The following is a 25,895-nucleotide window of genomic DNA, read 5'->3' on the forward strand; positions in this document are numbered from 1 at the left end:
GGTTGCAAGCGACGGGCGGTTAGCTGCAGATGCTGAGCTACTGAACCGCTGCGGTGAGCCGCGCGATATTGTCGAGCACTTTGGAACGTCGGGGCCGCTGCATCCACTCATCGAGAGTGAGTTCGCGGCTGACGGCTCGGTACTCGGATTCGAGTTCGCGCATGTCGGCGATGAACTCGGCGCCGTGCACCATCACCGAAATCTCAAGGTTGAGGCTGAACGAACGCATATCCATGTTGCTCGAACCGATGACCGCGATCTCGTCGTCAATCGTGAAGTGCTTCGCGTGCAGCACGGTCGGTGTGGGGAACAACCAAATCTTCACGCCGGCCCGCAGCAGGGTTTCGTAGTAGCTGCGCTGGGCGTGATACACCATCGCCTGGTCGCCGACCTCTGAGACGAAGAGTTGCACGTCGAGGCCGCTCTGGGCTGCCGTTGTGATGGCATAGAGCATCGAGTCATCCGGCACAAAATAGGGGCTCGTGATGATCACGCGTTCTTGGGCGGCATAGAGAAGCGAGTTGAACAGCCGCAGATTGTTTTCGCCCTCGAACCCGGGGCCGCTCGGAACAACTTGGGCATCGAGAACGGCGTCGGGAGCAGTGGGCTGCGCGAGTGCCCCCTCGCGCACGAGAAGCTCATCGGTTTCGCTGTACCAGTCGGTGATGAAAAGGGCGTTGATTCCCGCCACGATGGGCCCCTCAAAGCGCACCATGAGGTCTTTCCACTTCAGCCCTCGCTTGAGGTTGGAGCTCTTGTTATACGAGGCATCCACCATATTTTGTGACCCCGTGTAGGCGACCAAGCCGTCGATGATCAGTAACTTGCGGTGGTTGCGAAGGTCGGGGCGCTGGAACTTCCACTTGAGCGGTTGAAAGGGCAACATGACTTGCCATTCGACGCCAATTTTCTTGAGATGCCGAATGGTTGTGAAATAGCCGGGGGCACGCAGAGACGCAAGGTGATCAAGAAGCACGCGCACGCGAACGCCGCGCTCGACCGCGTGCTCGAGGGCGTCGAAGAACGGTGTCGTTGTGGCGTCGAGGCTCAGAATGTAAAACTCGACATGAACATAGTTTTGGGCGGTGCCAACCTCGGCGGTCATGGCATCCAGCGACTCTTGGTACTCCGAGTACAGTTTCGCGGAGTTGCCGCCCACGAGCGGCATCGCGCCGAGCGTGCGGTTGAGCTCAACAACTGGTTTGAGCCAGACCGGCCACGGTTGCTCCGCGCTCACCTGGTCCATCCCCTCAGTGGTGTCGAGGATGAAGTTGTTGATCTCGCTCTGCTTGTCGCGGCGGCCCTTCGGCAACTTTCTGCTGCCCAGAATCAGGAAAAGCAGGATGCCGACATACGGAATGAAGAAAATGGCCAGCAACCACGCCATGGCGGTCTGCGGTCGCCGGTTACGCGGCACGTAGATAAGAGCGAGCACGCGAATTACAAAGTCGAGCAGCACCAAAAACGCGGCAAGCACTGCCGTAAAGCTGAAGTCAATGCCGCTCAGGTCCATGGGCGAAGTCTACCGAGTTCTCGCTACTCGCCCGCTGCAGGGCTGCTCTGACGAGAGGGCTACCAGCGCGGGGGAGGGCCCTGCCAAGCGGGGGTCTCATCGGGCTTCACGAACGATCGAGCGACCACGACATCCGTGGACGAATGGGCGACGATCGACATCGCAATTGTGAGCGCCACGATGTGGAAAATCAGGTCGCCAGCGGGGATGTCGGCCGAGACCACGACGAGCACGTACACGACCGATGCGAATCCCTTGGGCCCGAACCACATCGCCGCAACCTGTTCGCGCATCGACAAGCCGGAGCCGAGGAACGAGAAGTACAGCGCGATCGGGCGAGCAGCGATGAGTGCGAGCACGGCGAAGAGCCAGCCCGTCCACGCGATTTCGCCCAAGAACTTGAACGACAAGAGGGCGCCGAACACCATGAGCGCGAGTAGCTTGAGCAACTCGGAAATGATCTCGCCGAACTCCTCGAAGGCTTCGCGTTCCTTCTGACCGATTGTTGCCACCATCACGCCAGCAGCAAACGCCGCCAGGAAGAGGTTGGCGTTGGTGTAGCTCGCCAATGCGAACACGAGCAACCCGATAGCGATCGGCACAATCGGCTCAAAGACGCCGGCAGCGGCAAAGAGGCGGGTGTGGAGCGCCTTGATGACGATCCACGGCACAGCGACGCCGATGGCGGTGCCCGCGAGAAGCTCTATTCCTAGCTCGCCCAAGTGCAACTCATCCGAGCCCGAACTGACGGCCAAGAACACGACAACGAAAGGCAACGCCAATCCGTCGTTGACGCCCGACTCCACATTGAGCAGCTGACGCAACCGCTCCGGCACCTGTTTGTTGCCGACGAGAGCCGCCGCGAACACCGGGTCAGTGGGAGCCAGGATGGCGCCGATCAGTAACGCTTCAGGCCAATCCAGCCCGAGCATGAAATGCGCCAACACCGCGGTGATAGCGAGAGTGAGAGGCAATCCCCACCCGAGAGCGCGACCGGGAAGACGCCACGCCTTGCGCAGGTCGGCCCAGCCCATCTTCATGCCATCCGTGAAGAGCACCACAAAGAGGGCGATCTCGGCAATCGTCGAGACCTCAGTCGACGACGAATCGAGATCGAGGATGCCCGTGGTCTCCGAGCCGATCGCAAAGCCGACAGCCAAGAACAGCACAGCCGCCGACAACACTGTTCGCCCCGCGAGCGCAGAGAACAGCACCGCGACTAGCAGGGTCGCAGCAAAGATCAGCAGGAAGACATCCATGCCGGGGGAGTCTTAGCGGAAGTTCACAAACTGGAGAGCGACTTCGATGTCTTTGCCCTTCAGCAGTGCCATCGTGGCCTGAAGGTCATCGCGGCTCTTTGACTGCACGCGCAGCTCATCGCCCTGAATCTGCGACTTCACGCTCTTGGGGGCCTCGTCGCGGATGATCTTGGAGATCTTCTTGGCATCCTCAGACGAGATGCCGTTCTTCAGACTGATCTCGATGCGGTACTCCTTGCCGCTGGGGAACGGCTCGCCCGCGTCGAGGCTGCGCAGTGAAATGCCGCGCTTGATGAACTTGGCCTCGAGCACCTCGAGAACCGCCTTCACGCGCTCTTCAGCGCTTGCCTTGAGGAGCAGGCTCTCGCCGGTCCACTCCACCGAAGCTCCTACGCCCTTGAAGTCGTAGCGCTGAGCAAGCTCCTTTTGCGCCTGGTTGACGGCGTTTTCCGCCTCCATTTGGTCAACTTTGCTCACAATGTCAAACGAAGAATCAGCCATGCGCCCATGTTACCCGGGCTCACCCCTGAACTCCCACAGGGCAGTTTTCGGGAAGTGGTCACGTGAGCCCCAGATTCCTTGTATTCTGGTTCAGCGCGTTCGGTCAGATGAATACATGTGGCCGGAGGCGTCTTGGCGAGTTACCCAAGTGGCCAAAGGGATCTGACTGTAAATCAGACTGCTTCGCATTCGGGGGTTCGAATCCCTCACTCGCCACCACTTATCCGAAAGGCCCCGTGCGCACAGCATGGGGCCTTTCGTGAATAATGGGCGCGTGAATCTATCTACTCCACCCGAGAGTCCATCGTTTCGTCGCCGGCTGGCTCAGTTTGTTGACTCAGCCCTCGTTCAGAATTTCGTTCTCGCGGTCATCGTGATCAACGCCGTCATTATTGCCCTGATGACGGCAGCGGAACAGGGAACAGCGACCTACGACGTCTTGCACGCTCTCGACTCGATTGCTCTCGTAATCTTCGTCATTGAGTTGGTTCTCAAGCTTGTTTCCTACGGACCGAAGCGGTTCTTCACCGACGGCTGGTCTGTCTTCGATTTCATTGTTGTGGGCATTGCCCTTGTGCCCAGTGCTGGACCACTTTCGGTTCTTCGTGCGCTCCGGGTGCTGCGTATTTTGCGAGTTATCAAGTTCATGCCGCAGGTGCGGATGGTCGTTGAAGCCCTCATCCGTTCATTTCCGGGCATCGGCGCCATCGCCCTGCTGATGTCTCTTGTCTTCTTTGTAGCCTCAGTGATGTCGACGGAACTCTTCGGCGATCAGTTCCCGGAGTGGTTCGGCAGCATTGGAAAGTCGACGTATTCGCTATTCCAAATCATGACCCTCGAAAGCTGGTCGATGGGGATCGTGCGCCCGATCATGGAAGTGATGCCGTTGGCGTGGCTGTTCTTCGTGCCGTTCATCCTGATCGCCGCGTTCATCACCCTGAACTTGTTTATTGCCGTCATCGTCGACACGATGTCATCGCTGCGTGTTGAGCGCGAAGAGGCAGATCACGCCGAGCAAGAGCGTCTCGCTCCCTCCGTTCAGTTAGATCTGAGCGACGACGAGCAATCGCTGCTCTCGCTCGGGCTCAGTCGACTACTCGCGCCAGCAGCTGCCCAACCAGACCTGCTGCGGATGTGGGGCGTTGACACTGCCGAAGCATTGCACGAGGACATCCAACGCCTTCAGATCGCCCTCGCCGCTGGGGGCGAGCACTCCCCAGCAGATTGGGCTCGCATCGTGTTCGCGGCAGACTTAGCGTTGATGCGGAGTCAACCCGGCGGTGCGACTAGCGACGAGCTGGCTTCAAGCGACGCGAAAGCCCTAGCGATCTCACGCTCCCTTCGGGCGCGACTCGACGCGCATGAGGGAATGTCCGCCGGCGCATCCGTCGTCACCGTTGAAGCGTGATCGCTTGGGCTGGGAACGCGTCAGGCTGAGAGCTCGTACGCCCTGATGTAATCGAGGCGGTATTCCTGCGGCTGCCTGATGCCATCGGAGATGTCGCCTCCGAAGCTGCCGCCGACCGCCAGGTTGACGAGGAGGAAGAAGGGTTGATCGAAGACCCAGGGGTTCGGTGCCACATCCGCCGGCACAGCCTCGTGGTACACGGTGCCATCGACTTCCCACACGATTCGCCCGGGGGACCACTCCACCGCGACCTCGTGCCACTCGTCGGCAACCGGGGTGCCGAGGTCGTAGACGCCACCGAAAGACTCTTCGCCGGAATAACCGGGACCGTGAAGCGTTCCGAAAATCTGGGTCGGTGAATTTCCCACGAACTCCATGACGTCGATCTCGCCCGACTGCGGCCAATCGACATCGGAGAGGTCTTCGCCGAGCATCCAGAACGCCGGCCACACGCCGCCCGCTCCAGGAACCTGGATGCGCGCCTCTACTCGCCCGAACTCCACGGTCACCTTGTCAGCCGTGATGAGACGAGCCGAGGTGAAAGAGCACGGTCCGTACCAGCACGTCTGATCTGACGAGAGGGGATCGAGAGCCCGAGCGGTGAGGACGAGATTGCCCGCTCCATCAAGCGCGGCGTTCTCTGCGCCCTCCGTGTAGAACTGCAACTCCTCGTTGCCCCAGCCGTCGCCTCCGACTTCGTTGCTCCAGTTGTCGGGGTTGGGCGGCGAGCCCTCCGGTCCATCGAACTCGTCACTCCACACGAGGGATCGATCCGGCGGCAGGGGGCTGGGTGGCGAGGGCACGAGGCCATCAGACTCGTCACTTGTTACGGGGGAACGGCCCGCAGAATCACCCGTCTGGGAAACCAGCAGCACACTCACGAGCAATGCGACGGCGAGCAGTGTGAAGGCGAGAAGGATGACTCGTTTGCGGTTCATCCTGCACCTTGGTCTCCCCACCGAATCGACCTCGGACGGAATGTCATGTTACAGGCGCAGGCGGGACCTGCACCACGATTCGCTGCTCGCATCGGCCTCGCCGAAAAGGCTCTGCTCCGGAGCTTGCTTCCCCTGCCGCACCCTAGGCTTGAGTAATGCCTCACGACGAACTTCTTGACCTTGCTCGTTCTGTTGCGACCCAGGCTGCAGAGCTTGCCGCGCGACGCCGCATCGAAGGTGTTGCCATTGCCGATCGCAAAACGTCGTCAGTGGATGTCGTGACCTACGCCGACCGGGAGAGCGAAGAACTCATCCGCAGCCTGATTGCTGCTGCGCGGCCCAACGACGGATTCCTGGGCGAAGAGGGCGAAGCCAACACGGGCACGAGTGGACTGACCTGGGTCGTCGATCCCATCGACGGCACCGTGAACTACCTCTACGGCATCCCGCACTATGCCATCAGTGTCGCCGTTGTTGAAGGCGAACCTGACCCCACGACTTGGCGGGCGCTCGCCGGAGCCGTCGTGAATCTTGGAGCCCAGGAGACCTACACCGCCACTGCTGGAGGAGGTTCGCACCTCAATGCAAATCCCCTGCGCGTGGCCGAATCGGTAGACCTCTCGCAGGCGCTAGTGGCAACAGGATTCTCCTATTTGCAGGAGTTGCGGGTGAAACAGGGGCGAGTGGTTGCCGGCCTGCTTCCACAAATTCGGGACATTCGCAGAATGGGCACCGCATCCCTCGACCTCTGCATGGTGGCCTCGGGACGCGTGAACGCGTACTACGAAGAAAGCCTGAACCCGTGGGATCATGCGGCTGGTGCGTTGATTGCTCGGGAGGCTGGGGCCACAGTGAAAGGCCGCGGAGATCAGGCAGAGGGAAAGGACTTCATCCTTGCTGCGGAACCAGCTGTTGCCCAGAAACTTGAGGCAGCATTGATGCAGCTGGACGCGTGAACTAGACCACTTTGAAAAGGTGTGGCAACTAGACCACTTGCGCGCTAGCCTTTATGAATCTGTTACCTGCGTGCAACCCGTACGCGCGTGGGTTCATGCCCGAATTATGCATTCACACCTAGCAGGTGAATCGCGTGGAGGAGAAGAATGTCACTGACGAGCGCCTGCGCCGCAGCGACTTTCTCCTCCCGCCCCACAGGTCTGGCCCTATGAGCCACGATCACCTGTTCCCACAGCAACCGGGAACCACCGGCAACGTTCCGCTCACACGCAAGCAGCTGCGTGAGCTCGAACGTGTGGCCCAACTGGAGGCAAAGCAGAAGCGCGGTTCGAAGCAGCGCGGCACCAAGCAGTCCGCTGCGACTCAGTCGGTGGAGGCGCCGACTGTTCCCGTGCTCGCTGATCTGTTTACGCCCCACTCGGCAGAGGAGCCTGCAAGCGACCACGTCGCGGTAGTCGAGCCCGCGCCACCGATCGAGCAGGTAGCAGCCGTCGACGTGATCCGCGTCGTTGAAGCGGCTCGCGTTGAAGAAGCGGCTCGCGTTGAAGAATCGGCTCAGGTCGCGGACGTGGCCCTGGTGGCAGAAGCCGCCCCCGTTGTCATAGCAACTCCGGTAGCTGAAGCGACTCCTGTGGTCGAAGCGTCGTTGCCGAGCAGGCGCTCATTGCGTGCCCAACAGGCACACGCAGCCCCCGCAATTCCTGCGGCACCCGCCACAATGCCAACGTCTGCGCTCGGCACCACTGCACCGGCAGCGGGGGCACCAACGGTTTCCGAACGACTCTTTACGGCTCCCATCGCGACGGTGCCAGCATCCGCGGCCGCCGCCGCGTCTGATTCTGTTTCTCAGGAGGCGTCGGCCGACGAGCCGCTCAGCATCTTCGGCATCACCCCTGATCCCGCTGTCGTTACCCAAGCGGTTTCGGTTTCCCCGGCTGCACATGTCGCAGACGAGCGTCCGCGCACAAAGTCGGGCAAAGCGGCCAAGAGTGCTCGTGCGCTCAAGCCGGCGAAAGCAGCGAAGGCTGCCACGGCGCCAGCCTCGCGCGCACCCCGTGGCTCCGCCGTAAAGTCGAAGCGTGTCTGGGTGTCGAGCGCAGCATTCGCGCCCAGTGGAACACCCCGCCGCCGCACGAAAGCCGCGGCATCCAAAGCCCTGTCGCTCGTCGCCATGCTCTTTGCCGGTGCGATCCTCGTGGGGGTCTCAGTGCCCTCAAATGTGTTCGTCAATGAGAACTCGGTGGCCATAGCCGCGATCGCCCCTGAGGGGGATCTTGCCGACGTCGGTTCGGCCCGCACCGCCCAATCTCTTGCTGTCTCTGACGATGTGAGCGGCGAGGTCACCGCCCACGATGACCTCAAAGTAGTTTCGTCCGCTGAAGTGCTCGCGTTGAAGTACGCCGGTGCGGACTACGAATACATCGCGACCACTGGTGCAGTGCGGTGGCCGTTCCCGTACGAGGTGCCGATCACAGACGGTTTCGGGTACCGCGCGAGTGGATTCCACAAGGGAACAGACTTTGCGGCCGCATCCGGTACGCCCATCTACGCAATCGCCGACGGCACTGTCGATCTCATCCAGGCCGACTGGTCGGGCTACGGCTACCATGCGGTAATCAGCCACGTGATCAATGGTCAGCAGGTTGAAAGCCTCTACGCCCACATGATCACCGACTCCAGCCCCCTCGTGGTTGGGCAACAGATTAGCGCCGGCGATTTCATCGGACTTGTCGGCGAAACTGGCATTGCCTATGGCGCACATCTGCACTTCGAAGTACACCTCGATGGTGTTCCCGTTGACCCATATGCGTGGCTCACAGTGAATGCTGTCGACTAATATTCTTGAAGGGTCGATTTTGGCCCGAAAGCGTACTGAGAGGCCCTAAACGGGTGCTAGTCTCTTACGGTGCCAATTGCGCGTTCAGCGCTTTTGTGTGCCCCCTTAGCTCATTGGTAGAGCACTTCCTTGGTAAGGAAGAGGTAGTGGGTCCGATTCCCACAGGGGGCTCGCTTATCCAGTAATTGGATGATGCGGCTGAGTAGCTCAGTTGGTGAGAGCGCACGACTCATAATCGTGAGGTCGCGGGTTCGAATCCCGCCTCAGCTACAACTAAAGATGCCCGAGAATCCGCAGATTTGCCGCGTTCTCACCCCCTCGAAATGTGACCTCACGATTCGAGGGGTTCATCTTCTCTCGCACTGCTAGTGCTGCATCCGTTGACGACGAGCGCGTATAAAGCTCGGTAGTCGTGATGGACGCGTGACCAGCTACGCGCTGGATGTTCTGGGGCGAGTTTCCCGCCCGCGCGAGCCGCGTCAGGAACGTGTGCCTGAGGTCATGGAACCGAAGCTCGCGCCCGTCAGAGAAGGTCGCGATCTGTTCGCGAATCTGTGGCCACTTCACGGCCCGTGAAAGGTTTCCACTATCGAACGGTCCGCCGCGCACGCCCGTGAAAACATGGTCGAATCCGGCTTCCTGTGCCTGCTCGAGCCACGGCAGCAGTTCATTGAGGATTGGCACGCTTCGGATGTGCCCGCTCTTTGTGGGGCGAATCTCGAGCTTGCCGCTGCCGTTGGGGGAGTACGTCCGGCGAACCGTAATGAGGCCTTGTTCGGCGTCAATGTCCTCCCAGCGCAGCCCAACAAGTTCCCCTAGGCGCAGGCCGGTGAAGGCAAGCCCGGCGAGCGAGCGTTGCCCGAACGGGTGGAAGTCTGCGAGCGTGAGCATTCGTGCGACCTGAACGTCGCTCAGTGCGCGGCTCACGGGGTCGGCATCGTGAGCCTTGCCGCGTGATGCACGGAGCGACTTGCAGGGGTTCGCGAGAATGAGGCCTTCCATCACGGCGAGGCCCAGTAGACGGGAGAGCAGTGCGAGCGCGTCCTGTTTTGTGGAGGCGCTGCCACTCCACGAGGCGCGAGCGCGAGAGATGGTGAGCGGCGTCAGTCTGTCGAGCGCCAATCCGCCAAGGGACGGTTCAACGCGCAGTCGCCAAGCACGGGAGTACGCCGCGACAGCGTTAGAGACAAGTTCCTCTGCCACGACGGAGTGAAACTCGTCGTAGAAGTCGGTAAGCGTCACCGGGGTGCGCTTGTTGGCGGGAAGTCTCATAGTGTGAGACTACGACACTAGGCGCGGCTAGTGCAACATTGTGGGACTAGCTTTTATTCTGACGTTCTCCCATGCCCTTGAGAAACGCCTCCACGTCTACTTCGATGCCGGGGAATTCGTAGACGTCGGGATGCTCTCCAAACGCAGCACGGAACTGCGAGATGCGCCGGTAGACGCTTGACCTGCTCATGCCGAGGTTCTCCTGCATGCCCTCAAAGCCGCCGACGAGTCGCCAGAGAATCCAGAAGCCGAAGAGATCGAACATGGTCGAGTTGATGTAGCCACGCATGAGCGTCTTGATGCCGGGAAATGCGGCAAGAAGAGGTTTGTTCACCGTCTGATTCGCTGAATGGTAGGAGTCCCAAGCCGTCTCGAGGGCGCTCCTTGCTCGGCCTTCACCTTCGGGTGATGGCATGCGATCAGCTCTGAAATCAGCCACTTCGTATCGTCTCCTAGTTTCGTATTCCGCGACTACAAGACTACGGCCAACGACCGTCAGGGGCTATCTCTAATGGTTCTCCCGAAATCTTCTATACAAGATCAAGACGCAAGCGATTCTGGAGATAACCTCTCACGTATGAAGATTTTCGTCAGTTGGTCAAAACCTCTTAGCCAATCAATCGCAGAGTCCTTCGGTGCTTGGGTGCCGAAAGTGATACAAGAGTGCCGTGACCCGTACGTATCGAGTGACACAGACAAGGGTGAGGCGTGGTTTCAAACCATCACCACGCAGTTGAGGGAATCGAAAGTCGGCATAGTCTTCATCACGCCACAAAATGTGAGGGAAGAGTGGATACACCTCGAGTCGGGAGCAATTTATGCCGCGTTGGACAAGCGGCTTTGTCCAATCCTCGTAGGTCTGAAGAAGACTGATTATGACGGGCCGCTCAGAAACATTCAGATGACCGAACTCGACGACAAGCCCGACATGCTGAAGCTGATGAAGACGCTTAACAAGAACTGCGACACACCTCTTGACGACGCCGTACTTGAAGACTCTTTCGATAGGTGGTGGCCAGACCTCGAGACAGCCGTGGCGCAAGCATTCGCCGATAACCCAGAGACAGCACCTGTTTCCACGCGTAGTGAAGCCGAAAAAATCGACGAGATTCTCTTGATGGTGAGGAATCTGAATGTGCGGGTTTCCGGCGCGGGGGAATCAGCTCCAGATGGCGACTCGAAACGCGATGCGAAGTCCATCAGCAACGACCGACGACTCCGAGAAGAGCGAGACGAACAGGACATGGCAGAGTTCATAGCTACCCAACGCGGAAAATTTGTCTTAGAAAACGGTGAAGTCATAGGAAGGGTGGTCAGGGTACGAAAACGGGGGGATGATTTTAGGGTTCAAGTGCGATCCTTGCGGAACAGTGATTCAGAGGACTCTCCCGCGTCGTGGGTGGCGAGTGCCTCAGAACTTGAGCTCTCGGAAGTACCCTTCTAGCTGCCGCCCTACGCGCTTCGCGCTACGGTTGCCCTTGGATTCGCGGTTGGCTCCCCAGCGTGGCCGGGTTGATGGCCCGGCGTGCAGGCAGGTGGCCGTGCGGGGCCGTGCGTTCGCCCCTCCGGGGCTGCCACGCACGACACCCGCCCAGCCCGCCACCTTCATGGCCGGCTACATCCACCAGTCAGACGCAGTAAGCGCACAACTCGCGTCCAAACGCATCACGCCCGCGATCAATCGTGGGGTTGCCGCACTCGTCGCAAGCTAGAAGTCCCATAAGGGCACACATCTCACAATTTGGCTTTGCCATAGTCATCACCTCCCTTCCCGCTCACGGAACCGCCGCCGCGCACGGGGCAAGTTCTCGCCGGACACGCAGCGAGCGGCCCTCGACGGCCTCGACCTTCTCCGCTGGATGCGCCGCAGCTGCCGATGCTTCGACGTTCGCTAGAAACCACTCGAGCCGCAGCCGACGCTGCACCGTGCGAGTCAGGCCAGTGAACGACCAGCCGGGGCGGCGCTTTGTGCGGCGGGACGCGCTCACCACTTGAGAGCGCGCGCCGTAACGTTCGTGCACGCGCCCACGGCAGAACTCAGGTTCGCAGTCGGGCGCGCAGCGCATGGCCCGTGCTGCATGCTCGAGCGCGAGCAAATGCGACCAGACACGAGGGTGGACGGTTTCGCCCTGGTGGACGACATCCTTCATGACATAGTTCAGCGCTTTGGAGAGATACCAGATCGTTTTCGCGCCGTCACCGTCAGCCCGGAACGCGTCACACTTCGCTTGTGCGCCCCACTCAACTCGCGCGCCGTCGATCTTGGAGAAAGCGACAGCGGAGCGCGCAGCGTCACGGAGTACGGCAGCGTCGGGAGCTTCAGAGCGTTCGATGCGCACCAGTACGTGAACGTGCAGCACGCCCCGGTCTTGCCACTCCCGCACGATGAAGTACTCCACCGAGTCCCAGCGATCCCGCAGCCGCCGCCGCGTGCGATCCCACAGCAGGCCCGCGTCACGGTTCCAAGCAGCCTGCCCCGCGTAGTCATAACTCGACGGGCGAAGCGGCACACCGCGCAAGCCCGCATCCTGCACCAAGTGCTGCACGCCACAACCGCACACCGGCGCGGCTTTCGTCTCGCTACGCGGTACGCGGTGAACGGCACCGAAAGAAGGAGCGGTCAGGGTCAACAGGTAGAAGCGGTAGTTCTGTACTGGCCCGTCGAAAACGCCGGAACGAGCGATGGATGCCCAGTCGCCCCGGTACAGTTCCGCGCACGAGCCGCAGCTGCTCTTGATGCGAGAACCGCAGCGCACCCAGATGCCCGTGGAGGTCTTGATGGGGCGCACGCAGCCGCGCGCGATAACCTCAGCTGCGCCGGTTTCGGTGGTGGAAGTGTCTGCTCGCATAACGAGCGGCTACAACGGATACACGTCTCATAATCGTGAGGTCGCGGGTTCGAATCCCGCCTCAGCTACAACCGAGGCCCCCGGAATTCCGGGGGTTTTGCAGTTAAGCGGTGGTGGAGAAATCTCCCCCGTTAGCTCATCGGCGAAGGAGTACGAATACGATTCTTCGTGATGTTTGCCATTACTCCCTGTAATTGCGAACAGGGCAGCACAATGGCGTTTTGCAGGTTATCGCGCAAACCGGTGCTGTTAGGTTAAACGTCAGTACACAATTCAATCGGACGCGTGGTCTCGCGACCGCGAAACGTCAACCGAGGTCGATGACTATGTTCGGCATCACACGTCCACGACTGATGCGTGGAGCTTCACTTCCTGTTCCGGTGGAAGCCCCGATCATCCACACAGAACGGCTCACGCTGCGCCCCTTCTCGATGGCCGACAGCGGCCGCTGGTTCGAGATCCAATCTGACCCTCAAGTGCGGGCATTCACCTCGTGGCCGGAGCGGAATCGTGAAGAATCCCGCCGCCACCTCAAGAACCGAACACACCATGTGCTGCTGAAGCAGGCAGACGACTTTCTGGCGCTGGCCGTCGAACACGATGGCATCCTGATCGGTGATGTTTCCCTGCACCTCAGGTCTGTCGAAACAGTCACTCGCTCGGCTGAAATTAGTTGGATTCTGCACCCAGACTCCCAGGGGCATGGTTACGCGTTTGAGGCCGCCCGAGCGATGCTGGAGCTGGCATTTACGCGCCTCGAAGCCCGAGTGATTTTCGCGCTCGTGCACCCCACAAACACCGCGTCAATGGCTCTGGCGCAGAAGCTCGGGTTCACGCCATTCGATGGCAGCGATGGCGAAATAATCTTCGTCTCTACAGGCCTGCTGGCTCAATAACGCACGGCGGCAATGACGCTGCGGGCAGCGTGATCGCCTACTCTGAGGGTAATGGATCCTTCCCTGCTCAGACAGTTCGTCGCCGCTGGGCGACTCCTCCACTTTGCCCACGCGGCTCGAGAATGTGGTGTGCCACGCTCGAGCCTGATTGCGGCCGTTAGATCTCTGGAAGCACAGCTCGGTTATGAGCTGTTTGATAACACCGCGAGTACGACCCAACTCACGCCGAAAGGCGAAGCGTATCTTCTTGACGCCGAGAGGCAATTAGAGAAGTCCGCGAAATCAGCGGCACAGTCCGTCGCAAAACCCGGTGGCAAAGCGAAGGCATCCAAGGGCAGAGGTCGGGCACCCGCAGCCAAGGGCAAGTCGACGCCTGGCCGCCGACGCCAAGCGCGGTAGTCACCCGCGCTCTGTGCTCGACGCTGAAGCGCATCCGGCGTAATTTACCTCCTGCTTACAGGAGCGGAACCCCGCGACCGAATAGTGTCAGCCGTTGTGTCAGACTGCTGCGAACACCATGATTGGCACGCTCGACGGATACATCGGTTCGGTAGGTTCATGCCCAGAAGTGATGCTCGGCCCACGCTCGGATCGCCTCTGCGCGTGCCGATCATCCATACCGATCGCTTGCTGCTGCGACCGCATCGGTTGGCAGACGCCGAACGGTGGCACGAAATCCAATCGAGCCCGCACGTGCGCCAGTACACGACGTGGCCGCAGCGTACCGTGCGATCGTCCTTGCGGCAGCTGAAATTGAGAACACGGCAAACGCAGATGCGCCGCGTGGATGACGTGCTGGCGTTGGCCATTGAACACGACGGCGAGCTGGTGGGCGAGATCACCCTGCAGCTGCGGTCGCTCACAGCCGCTGCGCGGTGTCTCGAGGTGAGCTGGATTGTTCATCCCGCGTATCAGGGCCAAGGAATCGCGTACGAAGCGATGCGTCCCCTTCTCGCCTATATGAGAACCACGATTGAGGCCTTACTGCTCGTGGCGGTCGTGCACCCCGCCAATGCTGCTTCGGTTGCGCTCGCTCACAAACTGCACCTTCACCCTTTGCCGGGCACTGCGGATCGCACGGTGTTTGTCGGCAGAAATGGGCCGCTCGCCGCGCTGCCGTAAGGGGAAGAGAACGACCGCGCTAGAGGACTCGTTCGCTGGGGTGGCCGGTGCTAACGTGGCAGCCACCGTCGAAGGGAATATCCCGTGTCAAAGAAGACCTATTCATCGGAACAACAAGTCGACCGACTACGCGTCTACAACGTTGTGGCGGGCAGCCTGCACCTGCTGCAGGCCATCGGCTTTGCGATTGTTCTCACAATGCTCAGCACTCAAGTGTTGTTCGCCGTTACGGCCGACTACTTGGCTGGCCCTCCTGGAGCGCCCATTCCGCCCGAGCGGGTGACCGTTTTTGAGGTCAATATCGGCGTCGGCGTTGTGGCCTTTCTCGCGCTGAGCGCGTTCTTCCACTTTTTGGTTTCGAGCCCGTGGTTCTTCGGGCGCTACAAGACGGGTCTGTTGGAGAGTCGCAACTACTTCCGCTGGACGGAGTACTCGCTCAGCTCCTCGATCATGATCTGGCTCATTCTCGCGATCAACGGCGTCACCGATATCGCCGCCCTCTTCGCGGTCTTCGCTGTGAACGCCGCGATGATTCTGTTCGGCGCCTTGCAAGAGAAATACGAGAAGCCAGGCTCCGGCGGGATGCTGCCCTTTATTTTCGGATCAATGGTCGGCGTCGTGCCGTGGATTCTCATCCTCATCTACTTCTTGCGACCGGGCAGTGCGAACGAAGTAGCGGCCCCCAGCTTTGTCGTCGGCATCGTGATTTCGCTCTTCGTGTTCTTCAACACGTTCGCGCTCAACCAGTGGCTGCAATACAAGCAAGTGGGAAAGTGGAAGAGCTACCTGCAAGGGGAGCGCACCTACATCACGCTCAGCTTGGTCGCGAAGACCGCGCTCGCGTGGCAGGTGTTCTCGGGTGCGATCATCCCGGCGCTCACGAGTTGATGAACGCAACTTAGGCAAGAGAAATGCCCCGCAGCTGATGCTGTGGGGCATTTCTTTTTCACACTAGGTGCGGCCGGTGCGTGCCGTTCGGGTCGGCAGTCGCGAAACGGTTAGAGGCGAACGATCGCCTTGCCGGTGTTTGCACCGTTCATCATGCCGTTGAAGGCGTCGAGCGCGTTGTCGATGCCATCGGTGATGGTTTCGTCGTAGGCGATCTTGCCTTCGGAGAGCCATCCCTGCATTGCCGCACCGAACTCGGGGGCGAGGTGGAAGTAGCTGCCCATGGTGAAGCCCTTGATGGTCAAGCCACGGGTCACTATGTTGGCGCTGTTCTTGATGCCCTCATCCTTGCCGTTGATCAAGGACATGACGCCGCAGACTGCCACGCGGCCGCCATCCTTGAACGCGCCGAGGGCTGCCGAGAGGTGCTCGCCACCCACGTTGTCGAAGTAGACGTCGATGCCGTCGGGGGCCGCAGCATCCAGCTGGCCAGCAATGTCACCATTCTTATAGTTGAAGGCGGCGTCGTAGCCGTACTTGCTCGTGAGCAGTGCAACCTTCTCGTCGGTGCCAGCGGAACCGACGACGCGCGCTGCGCCGAGGAGGCGGGCGATCTGGCCAACCATGGTGCCGACCCCACCTGCTGCGCCAGAAACGAAGACGGTGTCGCCTTCCTTGATGTGCGCGATCTGGGTGAGTCCGGTCCAGGCGGTGATTCCGGTGATGCCGAGAACGCTGAGGAACAGCGAAGGCGAGATGCCGGGAACGTTGGGGAGCGCCGTGAACTGGCCAGCAGGAGCCTGCGCGATGTCGCGCCATCCGAGCTGGTGCTGAACAAGAGTGCCAACAGGCAGTGATGCGTCGTTCGACTCGATAACTTCACCAACGGCTGCGCCGCCCATTGTCTCGCCGAGGTTGAAGGGAGCAACGTACGAGCGGCCCTCGTTCATGCGACCACGCATGTAGGGGTCGACAGAGAGGAAGGTGTTGCGTACGCGAACGTCGCCGTCAGCGAGCTCGGGGAGCTCGATGTGAACCTTCACTACGTTGTCGGTGGTCGGAACGCCGGTGGGGCGTGAGGCTAGCTGCCATTGGGTGCTTGTAACAGTTGTCATGAAAATCTCCTTGAAATTGATGAAGTGTGAAAAGTGGGAAGTGTGTGCTGGTTATGACTTGTCGGCGACGATGCGCTCAGCAACGGCGACGGATGATGCGGGGTTCTGACCGGTGTACAGCGCGCCATCAACGACGACGTACGGGGCGAAAGGTTCTGCTGCCTTCGAGTAGTCGGCACCCAGCTCAACGAGGCGGGTTTCGACGAGCCACTTGACCTTGTCGGCGAGACCGCCAAGCTCTTCTTCAGTGTTCGCGAAGCCGGTCATCTTGCGACCCTTGAGGGCCCATTCGCCGGTTGCCTTGTCGTTCGCGGCGAGCAGTGCTGCGGGGGCGTGGCAGAGCACACCGAGTGTCGTGTTCGATTTCACGGCTTCAACAATGAGCTGGCCGGAGTTGTCGTCGACGGCGAGGTCTTCCATGGGGCCGTGGCCTCCGGGGTAGAAGATCACGTCATAGTCGCTGGCGTTGACGGCATCCAAGCGGAGCGGATGCTGCAGCACCGGCTGGAGTTCCGCGATGCGGGCCTCAAAGTCAGCGAGGCGTTCGGCGGAACCGACGCCACCTTCGCTGAGGCTGATCGCATCAAAAGTGGGGGCCACTCCTGCGGGGCTGGCGACCTGAACCTTCCAGCCGGCTTCGGTGAAGATGCGGTACGGCTCAAGGAACTCTTCTGCCCAGACTCCAGTGGGGTGCTGCGTTTCGTCAGCGAGCGTCAGGTAGGACGCTGCCGAGAGGACCATCAATACGTTTGTCATGCTGACTCCTAACAAAACCATGGTGCTCGTTTCCGAGCCCGTTGGTTCTTATCAAACCAATTGGTTCGACAGTACGTTGGCGTGTAGGCTAAGTCAAACCAACCGGTTCGATTAGGAGGTGTTTGGTGGTTTCGACAGAAATGCCGCGTGATCAACTCCGCGGCCGCGAAACAAAACAGCGCGTAATTGAGGCTGCAGCAGCCGAATTTGCGGAGTACGGCGTCGCTGGCGCCCGTATCAATCGCATCGCAGAAACAGCGAAGGCGAGCAAGGAACGTATTTACGCCTGGTTTGGCGACAAAGACGCTCTCTTCGATCACGTCATGCAGACCGGGCTCGACCGTCTCGCTCATGCCGTGCCGATCGATGCTGATCTCGTGGAATATACCGTGCGACTGCACAACTACTTCGTCAACGACCAGAGCGCGCAACGCGTCACCATGTGGGCCTGGCTGCACGATGCCGAAACGCTCGGATCATTCTCTGAAGGGCGCGTCGAGGGCTACAAACACAAGCTCGAAGTGATTGCCGACGCCCAGCAACGAGGGATCGTCGATTCCTCGTGGAAGCCCGAAGAGCTGCTCGCTCTGCTGCTGGCCGTTGCCAGCAACTGGGAGCGCGCTCCGGCCGAACTGCGCTCCATCGGATGCCCCGAGTTCGCAGGCAGCGAGAAAGCGCGCTGCGACTCCGTGCGCGAAGCCGCCCGCCGGCTTGTAGAGCCCCACTCTTAGTAGCCCGGCGACGGCATCCGTGGGGTGTCCGGGTTCGTTCGGGATCGTCGAAATCGCACGGGTGCAGTGCTCGCAGGGGATGTACTGGACGCTGACGACTAGACCCGTGAGTACCGAAAGGGGCGGCATGACCATACACACCAGCGACGATAAACGAGCTATTTCCGCCATACTCAGCGAGGCGATGATTCAGGCGGATAGCCAGCTCATTACCGCTTCATGCGTTGCTCCCGACCTAGTCGCTATCATCCAACGCACCGATGTCACTCGCCTCAAGGGAATCGGCAAACTAGAGTTCGCTGCCGTCACCTCTGAGCTGCGCCGAGCGCTCACCGCCTATAACGAGGACCACCATAAGATCGCGCTCGAGGTAGCTGAGAAAGCGCGACACCTGAAGAACCACGATCGTGGTCGGATGCTCGCCCAGAGCCTGCTTGTGGCCCTTGCGGTGGGCGGATTCTTCGTCGTTCCGTTCGCGATGGTCTTCTCGCTCGTCATTCTGGTCGGAACGTTCGCCATGCGATCGGTGTGGATCGCTCGCCTCGGGGAACGCGCCGAAATGCTATCCCACGCCTTCGAAGGTCCCGAGGCAGAGCTGCGGGAGAAGCTAGGCACGACCCCCGCGCAGGCGCGACAGACGATGTGGGCGAGTGCGACAGGCCTCTGCGCGCGCGCCGACGCTCTCTATCTCGAGTCGCTCGAACCAGCGCAGCGAGCGTCAGAACTCGCGACGCGCCATCAGGACGCGCAGCGCTGGGCCGATCGTCGGTTTGCGCGGCAGTTCGGGAGCGAGCAATCGCATGACGAACGGTCGGCGACCTCTCCGGGGCTCAGCGTCGCGTGTTGAGCGGCGGGCCGTTGCCGCGGCTGATTTCGGACAGGCCAAGCCTGCCGAGCAGGTGAATGATGGCGAGAGCCGTGTAACCGGTGATGAGCTTGTCGGCGAGTGAGATCGAGATGTTGACGGTAAAGACCGATGCCCACAGGCCGTCACCAATCGCCCGCAGTGTCGCAATAAAGTCGTCACCCGCGTGGCCTGCGACTCCGCCAAAGACGAGCACAGTGATTGGCACCGCAGTGATGGTGCAAGCGAGGGCGACCAGCACATTCAGCAGCAAGAACCGCAAGCGCGACTTGTCCATGCGCCACAACCGAACACCATACCCCCACACGAGTGCTCCGACGACGTTAACGATGGCGTAGGCCAGAGTTTGCGGCACTGTTGCGAAGACGCCGATGACGTTGGTTGAGAGTCCTACGAGGGCACCCTGCCAAGGGCCAAGAGCGATCGCGACGACTGCGGTGCCGATCATGTCGAGAAAGATTGGTAGTTCAAACTTTGCGACAACGCTTCCGCCGAAGAGGTTCAAGCCGACAGCCGCCACCATGAGGACGACGACGAAGGCGAGGCGTGAATCGGGATTCTGGGCGGGGGGAAGGGGAGCATGAGGGGCTGCCGCTTTCGCCGTCGAACGAACCTCCAGACATCGTGATCGCCAGGCTTCGGCTTCTGCCTCATCGTGGCCTAGCGCTACGACGATTTCGGCGACAAGGCCCGCATTGATGCGGCTTCGTCCGGTGCGGAAGATGTCGAAGACCGTCGAACGGGCAACCCGCGCAGCGGCAGGGCTAACGCCGTTTTCCTCACGGCGATGAGCGATGCGCGATGCGAGCTCGGAGTACGACACTTCCCCGGCAGCGATCCGCAGTCGTTGCAGATCATCCGCTATCTGATCGAGAGAGTCGGCAGGCAAAGACGAGTGATCTCTCCCAGTGCTCACGTCTGCCCCCAGACTCTCGACGCCTGCAATAGGCCCATTCGATTCTGATTGTGCCACAGCGAAACGAGAGAACAGCCCGAGGTAACCCGAACTGGGTGGGGCTACTCGGGCGGACGACTCGTGCTCGACCGCACGATGAGCTCGTAGTCGATCGGTGAGTTTTCGGGGATCTCGGGATGCTTGCCGGGCACGAGTAGGTTCATCAGGATCTCGACGGCATGCTCGCCCTGAGCCTGCGGGGACTGCGACACCGTGGTGAGCCCGAAGAACTCGGAGAGTTCGTGGCCGTCGATTCCCATGATGGAAATATCGCGCGGCACCACGAGGCCGAGGTCTCGGGCGGCCAAGATGCAGCCGATGGCCATCTCATCTGACGAAGCGAAGATCGCTGTCGGGCGTAGTAGCGGGTTGCCGAGCAGCTGCTTGGCTGCGTGATAGCCGCCCTGAACGGTGAAGTCGGCGGTGGCAAAGAACTCGGGTCGTGGCTCGATTCCCGCTTCGCGCAGAGCAGCTTCGTAGCCGTGGCGCCGATTCGTAGGGATATGAAATTCGAGATCGTAGTCTTCAGAGCCACCGATGTGAGCAATCTTGGTGTGGCCGAGCGCCAACAGGTGGCCGGTGGCGAGGCTCGACACGGCGTCGTCATCCAAGGTCAGAGTGCGCACTCCGTCGATCGGCCCACCGACTCCGACCGCTGGGCGATCGAGGGCGTGAAGCCGCTCCACCTCAGTGGGGGAAAGCTTGAGGGAAACAGTGATGATGCCGTCGATGCGCTTGCGTTGCAAGAAGACGTCGAAGACCTTCTCGCGTTCAGCGACGCTGCCCGAAAGGTTGTAGAGAGTGACGTCATAGCCGTGGCGCATCAACGCTTGCTGGGCGCCTTCCACCACAGAAGTGAAGAACCAGCGGGTCAAATACGGCACCATGAGGCCGACATTTTTGGTGCGGCCCGATGCCAAACTCGACGCGCTCGACGAGACGACATAGTCGAGAGCGGCCGCAGCCTCCGTCACTTTGAGACGCGCAGCCGCCGATACGGGGCCGTTGCCGCTGAGCGCCCGAGACACGGTCGCGGTGGACACACCAGCGCGCTGAGCAACATCTTCGATGCTAGCCATCAGCTGCCCTCCGTTGGATTCTGACGAGAATGGATGCCGCCCTACAGCGGTCGCGCCGCTGCTGATTCTATCGACCGGCATCCATTCGCGAGAATTCGGAGCCGCGTTGGTCTATGCCCTCAGCCACACCGTGGTGTCTGCCGGCAGCTGATCGTTGCTGAGAGGGCCGCTCGCGAGCAGCACTTCGCCGGCCGGGAGAGCCACGGCGGCGTCCCCGGTGTTGGCAAAGACACGTACGTCGCCGGTGCGGAAACCGAGCACCGTTTCGGCGCCGGTGTCGAGCCATTCGAGTTCGTTGGTGGCCAACTCGTGAGCGCGGCGCAGGGCGAGAGCGTTGCGGTACAGCGAGAGTGTCGAGGTGCTGTCGTCGCGTTGGGCGTCGCGGGCGAGAGTTGCCCATTCTGCGGGTTGCGGCAACCACGAGGCATCCGTGGGGCCGAAGCCGTAGGAGGGCGAGTTTGCTTCCCAGGGGATCGGAACGCGGCAGCCGTCGCGACCGTAGCGCTCGCCATTGGTGCGGAACCAGGTCGGGTCTTGGCGGGCCTCATCGGGGAGGTCGATTACTTCGGGCAGGCCGAGTTCTTCGCCCTGATAGAGGTAGGCGCTGCCCGGCAGGGCGAGCATGAGGGCGGTCGCGGCGCGGGCACGACGAAGCCCAAGCTCCGGAATCGGGAGGCCGGCTGACTTCGGGCCGATGCCGTGACCCTGTGGGTTGTCGGCAGTCAGCGCGAGACGTGACGCGTGACGAACAACATCGTGGTTAGAGAGCACCCACGTGCTGGGTGCTCCGACAGCAGAAAACGCGCTGATCGAGGCATCGATCACGGAGCGCAGCGGGCCAGCAGCCCACGGTGTCTCGAGGTAAGGAAAATTGAAGGCCTGGTGCATCTCATCCGGACGCACCCACTTGGCCATGTCGGTGAGCGGATCGACCCACGCTTCGGCCGCCAGAATGCGCTCGCCGTCGTAGCTGTTCAGAATCTCGCGCCACTCGCGGTAAATCTCGTGCACGCCGTCTTGGGCCCAGAACGGTGCGCGGGATGCGGCAAGCTCGGCGTCGGTCGTGCCGGCTCCGCCCATGCTGCCGCCGGCGACCGGGGGAGTCCAGTCGGGCAGGCCGTCGGCTTTGATCATGCCGTGGGCGACATCCACACGGAAGCCGTCAACGTCGCGGTCGAGCCAGAAGCGAAGGATGTCGGCGAACTGGTCGCGCACCCAGCGGTTCTCCCAGTTGAAATCGGGTTGGGTGGTGTCGAAGAGGTGCAGGTACCACTGACCGAGCGTGCCATCGGGGTTCGTTGTGCGGGTCCAGGCGTCGCCGCCGAACACCGACTGCCAGTTGTTGGGTGGCAGCTCACCGTTCTCGCCGAGACCGTCGCGGAACATGTAGCGATCGCGCTCGGGGCTGCCGGGCTCCGCGGCAAGTGCGGCCTGGAACCACCGGTGGTCGCTTGAGGAGTGATTGGGCACGAGGTCGACGATGACCCGCAGTCCCAGCTCGTGGGCGCGACTCGTCATCGAGTCGAAGTCATCGAGCGTGCCGAAGAGGGGATCCACGTCGCAGTAGTCAGCAACGTCGTAGCCGGCATCGCGCTGCGGTGACGTGTAAAACGGCGAAAGCCACACGGCGTCGACGCCGAGCTCAGCTAACGCAGGAAGTCGGTCGCGGATGCCGAGCAGATCGCCCATTCCATCGCCGTTTGCGTCGGCAAATGACCGCGGATAGATCTGGTAAATAACGGCGGAGCGCCACCATTCGGTGTCCTGAAGCACGGAAGTCATAGCCGCCACACTATCGCCATTGGCCCCAAAAGCTAAGCGCTTCCACATTGTTCGTCTCATTTCTCTCGCTATAAATGCTGAAAATTTTGGAACAGGCTGTTGCCGAACCCGACCCATAGGAGGTATACATGGAAGCGCTTGCAGTTTGCAATGCTTTCACTGACGAAAGGCAGCACCAATGAGGGTGAACAACAAAGGACTGTGGGCCGTAGGCGCACTCACAGTTACTGCATCGCTAGTACTGACCGGATGCACAGCAGCATCCGACACAGCAGATAACAGCGCCGGAACCGGCGAAGCACTCACCGTGTGGGTCGACGCCGATCGCGCAGCCGTGCTCAAAGACGCCGCAGCAGACTTCACTGCCGAGACCGGTGTCGAGGTCAAGCTTGTACAAAAAGAATTCGGTGACATTCGCGACCAGTTCATCGCCCAAGTGCCCACCGGGAAGGGTCCCGACGTTGTCATCGGCGCCCACGACTGGCTCGGAACCTTCGTGACCAACGGTGTCGTTGCTCCCGTCGAACTCGGAGACAAGGCGGATGCCTTCCAAGACGTCGGAATCACCGCCATGAGCTACGAAGGCCAGGTCTACGGCGTTCCTTACTCGATCGAAAACATCGCTCTCGTGCGCAACACGGCCCTCGCGCCCAGCACCCCCGCGACTTTCGACGAGATGGTCACCATGGGCGAAGCTGCCGGAACCGAATACCCGTTCTTGGTGGGGCTCGACCCTGAAGCGGCCGACCCGTACCACCTGTACCCCTTCCAGACCTCGTTCGGTGCGCCCGTCTTCGGCACCGCCGCTGACGGAAGCTACGACGCCGACGCCCTCGAAATCGGCAACGCGGGTGGCGACAAGTTCGCGGCCTGGCTCGGTGAACAGGGCGCTGCAGGCGTACTCAACACCAACATCACTGGCGACCTCGCCAAGGAAAAGTTCATCGCCGGAGAATCGCCCTTCTACCTGACCGGACCGTGGAACGTGCCCGCCGCCGTCGAAGCAGGCATCGACGTGGCGATCGACCCGATCCCCTCTGCCGGTGGCGAAACCGCACAACCATTCGTGGGAGTGCAGGGCTTCTTCGTCAGTTCTAAGAGCGAGAATGCGCTCGCCGCCAACGAATTCATCGTGAACTACATGGGCAGCGAAGAAGTGCAAACCGCACTGTTCGAAGTGGGCGGACGCGCACCAGCGCTCACGGCATCCTTCGAAGCAGCAAGCGCCGACCCGATCGTTGCCGGATTCGGTGCCGTCGGTGAGAACGCAGTGCCCATGCCCTCGATCCCCGCAATGGGAGCTGTCTGGGAGTTCTGGGGTGTCACCGAAGCCGCCATCATCAACGGTGGCGACGCAACGTCGCTCTGGCAGAAGATGTCAGGCGACATCGAAACCGCTATCGCCGGATAGCTCACGGTGGCCGCCCGTCTGCACGCGGGCGGCCACTTCCTTGCAGCACCACCGAGCCGGGACTGCCTTCTCAGAACGCAGTCCCGGTTCGCACCGCTCGACTGACCTGCACGCCTTCAATGGAGAATCCCCGTGACGACACCCCCCGAGACTGATCCCGGCCCGATCCGGCAGTCTGCCCGCGCGAAACGTGCGACCAGAATTGCGGATGCCGCCTCCGGTGGCTGGAAACTTGTCGCGGTCAAGATCCTGGGTCTCGGTGTCGTCGACGCGATCGCGATCTACGCGCTGTTTGTGCTCGTGCGCAGCGAATCGTGGCTCGTGGCTGGACTCGTCGTTGCGGTCACGCTGCTCGTCAACTGGATCTACTTCTCCCGCGGCAAGCTGCCCGCCAAGTACCTCGCGCCGGGCCTGATCTTTCTCGCGATCTTCCAAATTTTTGTGCTGCTGTACTCGGGCTACATCGCGTTCACGAACTATGGCACCGGCCACAATTCCACGAAAGCGGATGCGGTCAATTCGCTACTGCTGTCATCGCAGAACCGCGTCGCCGATTCGCCAAACTACCGTCTGACGGTGCTCGAGCAACTCGGCGAAATCTCCTTCCTCGTCACCGAACCCGATGGCAGTGTAAGCATCGGTGGCAACGAGCGTCCGCTCGAAGAGGTGCAGAACGCCCAGCTTGAGGGAGGCGTCGCGGTTGGCCTCGACGGGTATACGAGTCTTGGCTTCCAAGACATCCTCGGCAAGCAGACCGAGATCGCCGCCATCAGCGTCCCACTGACCGACGATCCCAACGACGGCATGCTGCGCACCCCCGATGGGTCGAGCGCCTTCCTCTACACCTCGTCGCTTGAGTACGACGAAGCCGCGGGCACGATGCGCGATACGAACTCCGGCACCGTGTACTCCGATATCGGCACCGGTGCCTTCACCTCGGATGCCGGCCAAGAGCTGCTGCCGGGATGGAAAATTGAGGTCGGGCTCGACAACTTCGTTCGAGCGTTCACTGAGGACTCCATCCGTGGTCCGCTGATTAGCGTGACCGTGTGGACCTTCGCGTTCGCGTTCCTTTCGGTCTTCACGACCTTCGCACTCGGACTGTTCTTGGCGATTGTGTTCAATGACAAGCGGATGAAGAGTCGCAAGTATTACCGGATCATCATGATCTTGCCGTACGCGTTCCCTGGCTTCTTGTCGGCACTGGTGTGGGCCGGAATGATGAACCAAGAGTTCGGCTTCATCAATGTGGTGCTGCTGGGCGGAGCCGAAGTGCCGTGGCTCACGAACGAGTGGCTGGCCAAAGGCTCAATACTTTTCGTGAATCTCTGGCTCGGGTTTCCGTACATGTTCCTGGTGACGACGGGGGCGCTGCAGGCCATCCCTGAAGAGCTCACCGAAGCTGCGACAGTGGATGGCGCGAAGCCGTGGGCCATCTTTAGATTCGTGAAGCTGCCCCTGTTGTTGGTGTCGGTTGCACCGCTGTTGATCTCGTCGTTTGCGTTCAACTTCAACAACTTCAACCTCATCTACATGCTCACCAATGGTGGGCCGCGCGACGTATCCGCGGGGGTGAATGTGGGCGCGACGGACATCCTAATTTCGATGGTCTACAAGGTCGCCTTCGTGGGAGCCAACCGCGATTACGGCCTCGCGAGCGCGTTCGCGATCATCATCTTCATTCTGGTGGCGGGTATCGCCATCATCAGTTTCCGTCGCACGAAATCGCTTGAGGAGTTGAACTGAGATGACTGCAACAAC

24 protein-coding genes and 3 tRNA genes are annotated in these 25,895 nt (G+C 60.9%); 15 read left to right on the forward strand and 12 right to left on the reverse strand.

Features of this window, described 5'->3' with window-relative positions:
- Positions 1-37: 37 nt before the first annotated feature.
- The 3 genes from cls to I6E60_RS10375 are packed head-to-tail and all read right to left on the reverse strand — an operon-like array spanning position 38 to position 3,273.
- A complete protein-coding gene (cls, locus tag I6E60_RS10365; RefSeq protein WP_197180204.1) occupies positions 38-1,513 on the reverse strand; it encodes a cardiolipin synthase in 1,476 nt (491 codons plus the stop codon).
- 59 nt (positions 1,514-1,572) lie between these two features.
- Positions 1,573-2,772, reverse strand: coding sequence for a sodium:proton antiporter (locus I6E60_RS10370; protein ID WP_197126202.1), 1,200 nt, complete (start codon positions 2,770-2,772; stop codon positions 1,573-1,575).
- A 12-nt stretch (positions 2,773-2,784) separates the two neighbouring features.
- The gene (locus I6E60_RS10375) at positions 2,785-3,273 is read right to left on the reverse strand and encodes a YajQ family cyclic di-GMP-binding protein (protein WP_197108252.1); all 489 of its coding nucleotides are present in this window, start codon (positions 3,271-3,273) and stop codon (positions 2,785-2,787) included.
- 134 nt (positions 3,274-3,407) lie between these two features.
- Between I6E60_RS10375 and I6E60_RS10380 the strand changes: the two genes are divergently transcribed.
- Together I6E60_RS10380 and I6E60_RS10385 are read left to right on the forward strand one after the other, a co-directional pair.
- Positions 3,408-3,492, forward strand: a tRNA-Tyr gene (locus I6E60_RS10380).
- 55 nt (positions 3,493-3,547) lie between these two features.
- Positions 3,548-4,681, forward strand: a complete 1,134-nt coding sequence (locus I6E60_RS10385) for an ion transporter (protein ID WP_197180206.1) — start codon at positions 3,548-3,550, stop codon at positions 4,679-4,681.
- Positions 4,682-4,701: 20 nt separating this feature from the next.
- Here the strand turns inward: I6E60_RS10385 and I6E60_RS10390 are convergent, their stop codons facing one another.
- Positions 4,702-5,619: a family 16 glycosylhydrolase gene (locus tag I6E60_RS10390; RefSeq protein WP_197180208.1), complete on the reverse strand. Its 918-nt coding sequence runs from the start codon at positions 5,617-5,619 to the stop codon at positions 4,702-4,704.
- 155 nt (positions 5,620-5,774) lie between these two features.
- On the opposite strand from I6E60_RS10390, the gene I6E60_RS10395 reads away from it, so the two are divergent.
- From I6E60_RS10395 to I6E60_RS10410, 4 genes are all read left to right on the forward strand, one after another.
- Positions 5,775-6,575 carry an inositol monophosphatase family protein gene (locus tag I6E60_RS10395; RefSeq protein ID WP_197180210.1) on the forward strand — a complete coding sequence of 267 codons (801 nt, stop codon included), beginning with the start codon at positions 5,775-5,777 and terminating at the stop codon, positions 6,573-6,575.
- A 209-nt stretch (positions 6,576-6,784) separates the two neighbouring features.
- Positions 6,785-8,413 carry a M23 family metallopeptidase gene (locus tag I6E60_RS10400; RefSeq protein ID WP_231601505.1) on the forward strand — a complete coding sequence of 543 codons (1,629 nt, stop codon included), beginning with the start codon at positions 6,785-6,787 and terminating at the stop codon, positions 8,411-8,413.
- Between the two features lie 99 nt (positions 8,414-8,512).
- A tRNA-Thr gene (locus I6E60_RS10405) sits at positions 8,513-8,584 on the forward strand.
- Between the two features lie 25 nt (positions 8,585-8,609).
- Positions 8,610-8,683: transfer RNA gene (locus tag I6E60_RS10410), tRNA-Met, on the forward strand.
- A 3-nt stretch (positions 8,684-8,686) separates the two neighbouring features.
- Here the strand turns inward: I6E60_RS10410 and I6E60_RS10415 are convergent.
- Both I6E60_RS10415 and I6E60_RS10420 read right to left on the reverse strand, forming a co-directional pair.
- The gene (locus I6E60_RS10415) at positions 8,687-9,685 is read right to left on the reverse strand and encodes a site-specific integrase (protein ID WP_197180211.1); all 999 of its coding nucleotides are present in this window, start codon (positions 9,683-9,685) and stop codon (positions 8,687-8,689) included.
- 46 nt (positions 9,686-9,731) lie between these two features.
- Positions 9,732-10,019, reverse strand: coding sequence for a hypothetical protein (locus I6E60_RS10420; RefSeq protein ID WP_197180213.1), 288 nt, complete (start codon positions 10,017-10,019; stop codon positions 9,732-9,734).
- A 243-nt stretch (positions 10,020-10,262) separates the two neighbouring features.
- Between I6E60_RS10420 and I6E60_RS10425 the strand changes: the two genes are divergently transcribed.
- Complete coding sequence (locus I6E60_RS10425) at positions 10,263-11,129, forward strand: TIR domain-containing protein (RefSeq protein WP_197180215.1); 867 nt, start codon at positions 10,263-10,265, stop codon at positions 11,127-11,129.
- A 331-nt stretch (positions 11,130-11,460) separates the two neighbouring features.
- Here I6E60_RS10425 and I6E60_RS10430 read toward each other — a convergent pair whose 3' ends face one another.
- Positions 11,461-12,534: a replication initiator gene (locus I6E60_RS10430; RefSeq protein WP_197180217.1), complete on the reverse strand. Its 1,074-nt coding sequence runs from the start codon at positions 12,532-12,534 to the stop codon at positions 11,461-11,463.
- A gap of 326 nt (positions 12,535-12,860) precedes the next feature.
- Here I6E60_RS10430 and I6E60_RS10435 point away from each other — a divergent pair, with 326 nt between their 5' ends.
- The 4 genes from I6E60_RS10435 (at position 12,861) to heR (ending at position 15,440) form a co-directional block, all read left to right on the forward strand.
- Positions 12,861-13,430 carry a GNAT family N-acetyltransferase gene (locus I6E60_RS10435; protein ID WP_197180218.1) on the forward strand — a complete coding sequence of 190 codons (570 nt, stop codon included), beginning with the start codon at positions 12,861-12,863 and terminating at the stop codon, positions 13,428-13,430.
- A 51-nt stretch (positions 13,431-13,481) separates the two neighbouring features.
- Entirely contained in the window at positions 13,482-13,829 is a 348-nt protein-coding gene (locus tag I6E60_RS10440) for a LysR family transcriptional regulator (RefSeq protein ID WP_197126183.1), read from the forward strand.
- 159 nt (positions 13,830-13,988) lie between these two features.
- Positions 13,989-14,552, forward strand: coding sequence for a GNAT family N-acetyltransferase (locus tag I6E60_RS10445; RefSeq protein WP_197126181.1), 564 nt, complete (start codon positions 13,989-13,991; stop codon positions 14,550-14,552).
- A gap of 84 nt (positions 14,553-14,636) precedes the next feature.
- On the forward strand, positions 14,637-15,440 hold the full coding sequence (gene heR / locus I6E60_RS10450) for a heliorhodopsin HeR (protein WP_197180228.1): 804 nt from the start codon (positions 14,637-14,639) through the stop codon (positions 15,438-15,440).
- Between the two features lie 110 nt (positions 15,441-15,550).
- On the opposite strand, the gene I6E60_RS10455 is transcribed toward heR, so the two are convergent.
- Both I6E60_RS10455 and I6E60_RS10460 read right to left on the reverse strand, forming a co-directional pair.
- The gene (locus I6E60_RS10455) at positions 15,551-16,555 is read right to left on the reverse strand and encodes an NADP-dependent oxidoreductase (RefSeq protein WP_197126172.1); all 1,005 of its coding nucleotides are present in this window, start codon (positions 16,553-16,555) and stop codon (positions 15,551-15,553) included.
- 51 nt (positions 16,556-16,606) lie between these two features.
- On the reverse strand, positions 16,607-17,311 hold the full coding sequence (locus I6E60_RS10460; protein ID WP_197126170.1) for a type 1 glutamine amidotransferase domain-containing protein: 705 nt from the start codon (positions 17,309-17,311) through the stop codon (positions 16,607-16,609).
- 125 nt (positions 17,312-17,436) lie between these two features.
- On the opposite strand from I6E60_RS10460, the gene I6E60_RS10465 reads away from it, so the two are divergent.
- Complete coding sequence (locus tag I6E60_RS10465) at positions 17,437-18,042, forward strand: TetR/AcrR family transcriptional regulator (protein ID WP_197126168.1); 606 nt, start codon at positions 17,437-17,439, stop codon at positions 18,040-18,042.
- A gap of 127 nt (positions 18,043-18,169) precedes the next feature.
- Complete coding sequence (locus I6E60_RS10470; RefSeq protein WP_197180230.1) at positions 18,170-18,889, forward strand: hypothetical protein; 720 nt, start codon at positions 18,170-18,172, stop codon at positions 18,887-18,889.
- On the opposite strand, the gene I6E60_RS10475 is transcribed toward I6E60_RS10470, so the two are convergent.
- From I6E60_RS10475 to I6E60_RS10485, 3 genes are all read right to left on the reverse strand, one after another.
- The gene (locus tag I6E60_RS10475) at positions 18,873-19,796 is read right to left on the reverse strand and encodes an ECF transporter S component (protein WP_231601507.1); all 924 of its coding nucleotides are present in this window, start codon (positions 19,794-19,796) and stop codon (positions 18,873-18,875) included. The genes I6E60_RS10470 and I6E60_RS10475 overlap by 17 nt on opposite strands.
- 128 nt (positions 19,797-19,924) lie before the next feature.
- Positions 19,925-20,941 (reverse strand): LacI family DNA-binding transcriptional regulator, encoded by a 1,017-nt coding sequence (locus I6E60_RS10480; RefSeq protein ID WP_197180232.1) that lies wholly within the window; start codon positions 20,939-20,941, stop codon positions 19,925-19,927.
- A gap of 111 nt (positions 20,942-21,052) precedes the next feature.
- Positions 21,053-22,723: a glycoside hydrolase family 13 protein gene (locus I6E60_RS10485; protein ID WP_231601508.1), complete on the reverse strand. Its 1,671-nt coding sequence runs from the start codon at positions 22,721-22,723 to the stop codon at positions 21,053-21,055.
- Positions 22,724-22,901: 178 nt separating this feature from the next.
- Between I6E60_RS10485 and I6E60_RS10490 the strand changes: the two genes are divergently transcribed.
- Together I6E60_RS10490 and I6E60_RS10495 are read left to right on the forward strand one after the other, a co-directional pair.
- Positions 22,902-24,134, forward strand: coding sequence for a maltose ABC transporter substrate-binding protein (locus tag I6E60_RS10490; RefSeq protein WP_197126159.1), 1,233 nt, complete (start codon positions 22,902-22,904; stop codon positions 24,132-24,134).
- Between the two features lie 132 nt (positions 24,135-24,266).
- Positions 24,267-25,880: an ABC transporter permease subunit gene (locus I6E60_RS10495; RefSeq protein ID WP_197180234.1), complete on the forward strand. Its 1,614-nt coding sequence runs from the start codon at positions 24,267-24,269 to the stop codon at positions 25,878-25,880.
- Positions 25,881-25,895: the final 15 nt, after the last annotated feature.

Source organism: Salinibacterium sp. SWN167, assembly GCF_015864665.1.
GTDB lineage: Bacteria > Actinomycetota > Actinomycetes > Actinomycetales > Microbacteriaceae > Rhodoglobus.

Bases quoted from the DNA above. Each gene is read 5' to 3' on its own strand.
- I6E60_RS10395 (WP_197180210.1), top strand. From the start codon at position 5,775: ATGCCTCACGACGAACTTCTTGACCTTGCTCGTTCTGTTGCGACCCAG.
- I6E60_RS10370 (WP_197126202.1), bottom strand. From the start codon at position 2,772: ATGGATGTCTTCCTGCTGATCTTTGCTGCGACCCTGCTAGTCGCGGTG.
- I6E60_RS10470 (WP_197180230.1), top strand. From the start codon at position 18,170: ATGACCATACACACCAGCGACGATAAACGAGCTATTTCCGCCATACTC.
- I6E60_RS10435 (WP_197180218.1), top strand. From the start codon at position 12,861: ATGTTCGGCATCACACGTCCACGACTGATGCGTGGAGCTTCACTTCCT.
- I6E60_RS10375 (WP_197108252.1), bottom strand. From the start codon at position 3,273: ATGGCTGATTCTTCGTTTGACATTGTGAGCAAAGTTGACCAAATGGAG.
- I6E60_RS10425 (WP_197180215.1), top strand. From the start codon at position 10,263: ATGAAGATTTTCGTCAGTTGGTCAAAACCTCTTAGCCAATCAATCGCA.
- I6E60_RS10390 (WP_197180208.1), bottom strand. From the start codon at position 5,619: ATGAACCGCAAACGAGTCATCCTTCTCGCCTTCACACTGCTCGCCGTC.
- I6E60_RS10430 (WP_197180217.1), bottom strand. From the start codon at position 12,534: ATGCGAGCAGACACTTCCACCACCGAAACCGGCGCAGCTGAGGTTATC.
- I6E60_RS10440 (WP_197126183.1), top strand. From the start codon at position 13,482: ATGGATCCTTCCCTGCTCAGACAGTTCGTCGCCGCTGGGCGACTCCTC.
- I6E60_RS10455 (WP_197126172.1), bottom strand. From the start codon at position 16,555: ATGACAACTGTTACAAGCACCCAATGGCAGCTAGCCTCACGCCCCACC.
- cls (WP_197180204.1), bottom strand. From the start codon at position 1,513: ATGGACCTGAGCGGCATTGACTTCAGCTTTACGGCAGTGCTTGCCGCG.
- I6E60_RS10400 (WP_231601505.1), top strand. From the start codon at position 6,785: ATGAGCCACGATCACCTGTTCCCACAGCAACCGGGAACCACCGGCAAC.
- I6E60_RS10485 (WP_231601508.1), bottom strand. From the start codon at position 22,723: ATGACTTCCGTGCTTCAGGACACCGAATGGTGGCGCTCCGCCGTTATT.
- I6E60_RS10460 (WP_197126170.1), bottom strand. From the start codon at position 17,311: ATGACAAACGTATTGATGGTCCTCTCGGCAGCGTCCTACCTGACGCTC.
- I6E60_RS10490 (WP_197126159.1), top strand. From the start codon at position 22,902: ATGAGGGTGAACAACAAAGGACTGTGGGCCGTAGGCGCACTCACAGTT.
- I6E60_RS10415 (WP_197180211.1), bottom strand. From the start codon at position 9,685: ATGAGACTTCCCGCCAACAAGCGCACCCCGGTGACGCTTACCGACTTC.
- I6E60_RS10480 (WP_197180232.1), bottom strand. From the start codon at position 20,941: ATGGCTAGCATCGAAGATGTTGCTCAGCGCGCTGGTGTGTCCACCGCG.
- I6E60_RS10445 (WP_197126181.1), top strand. From the start codon at position 13,989: ATGCCCAGAAGTGATGCTCGGCCCACGCTCGGATCGCCTCTGCGCGTG.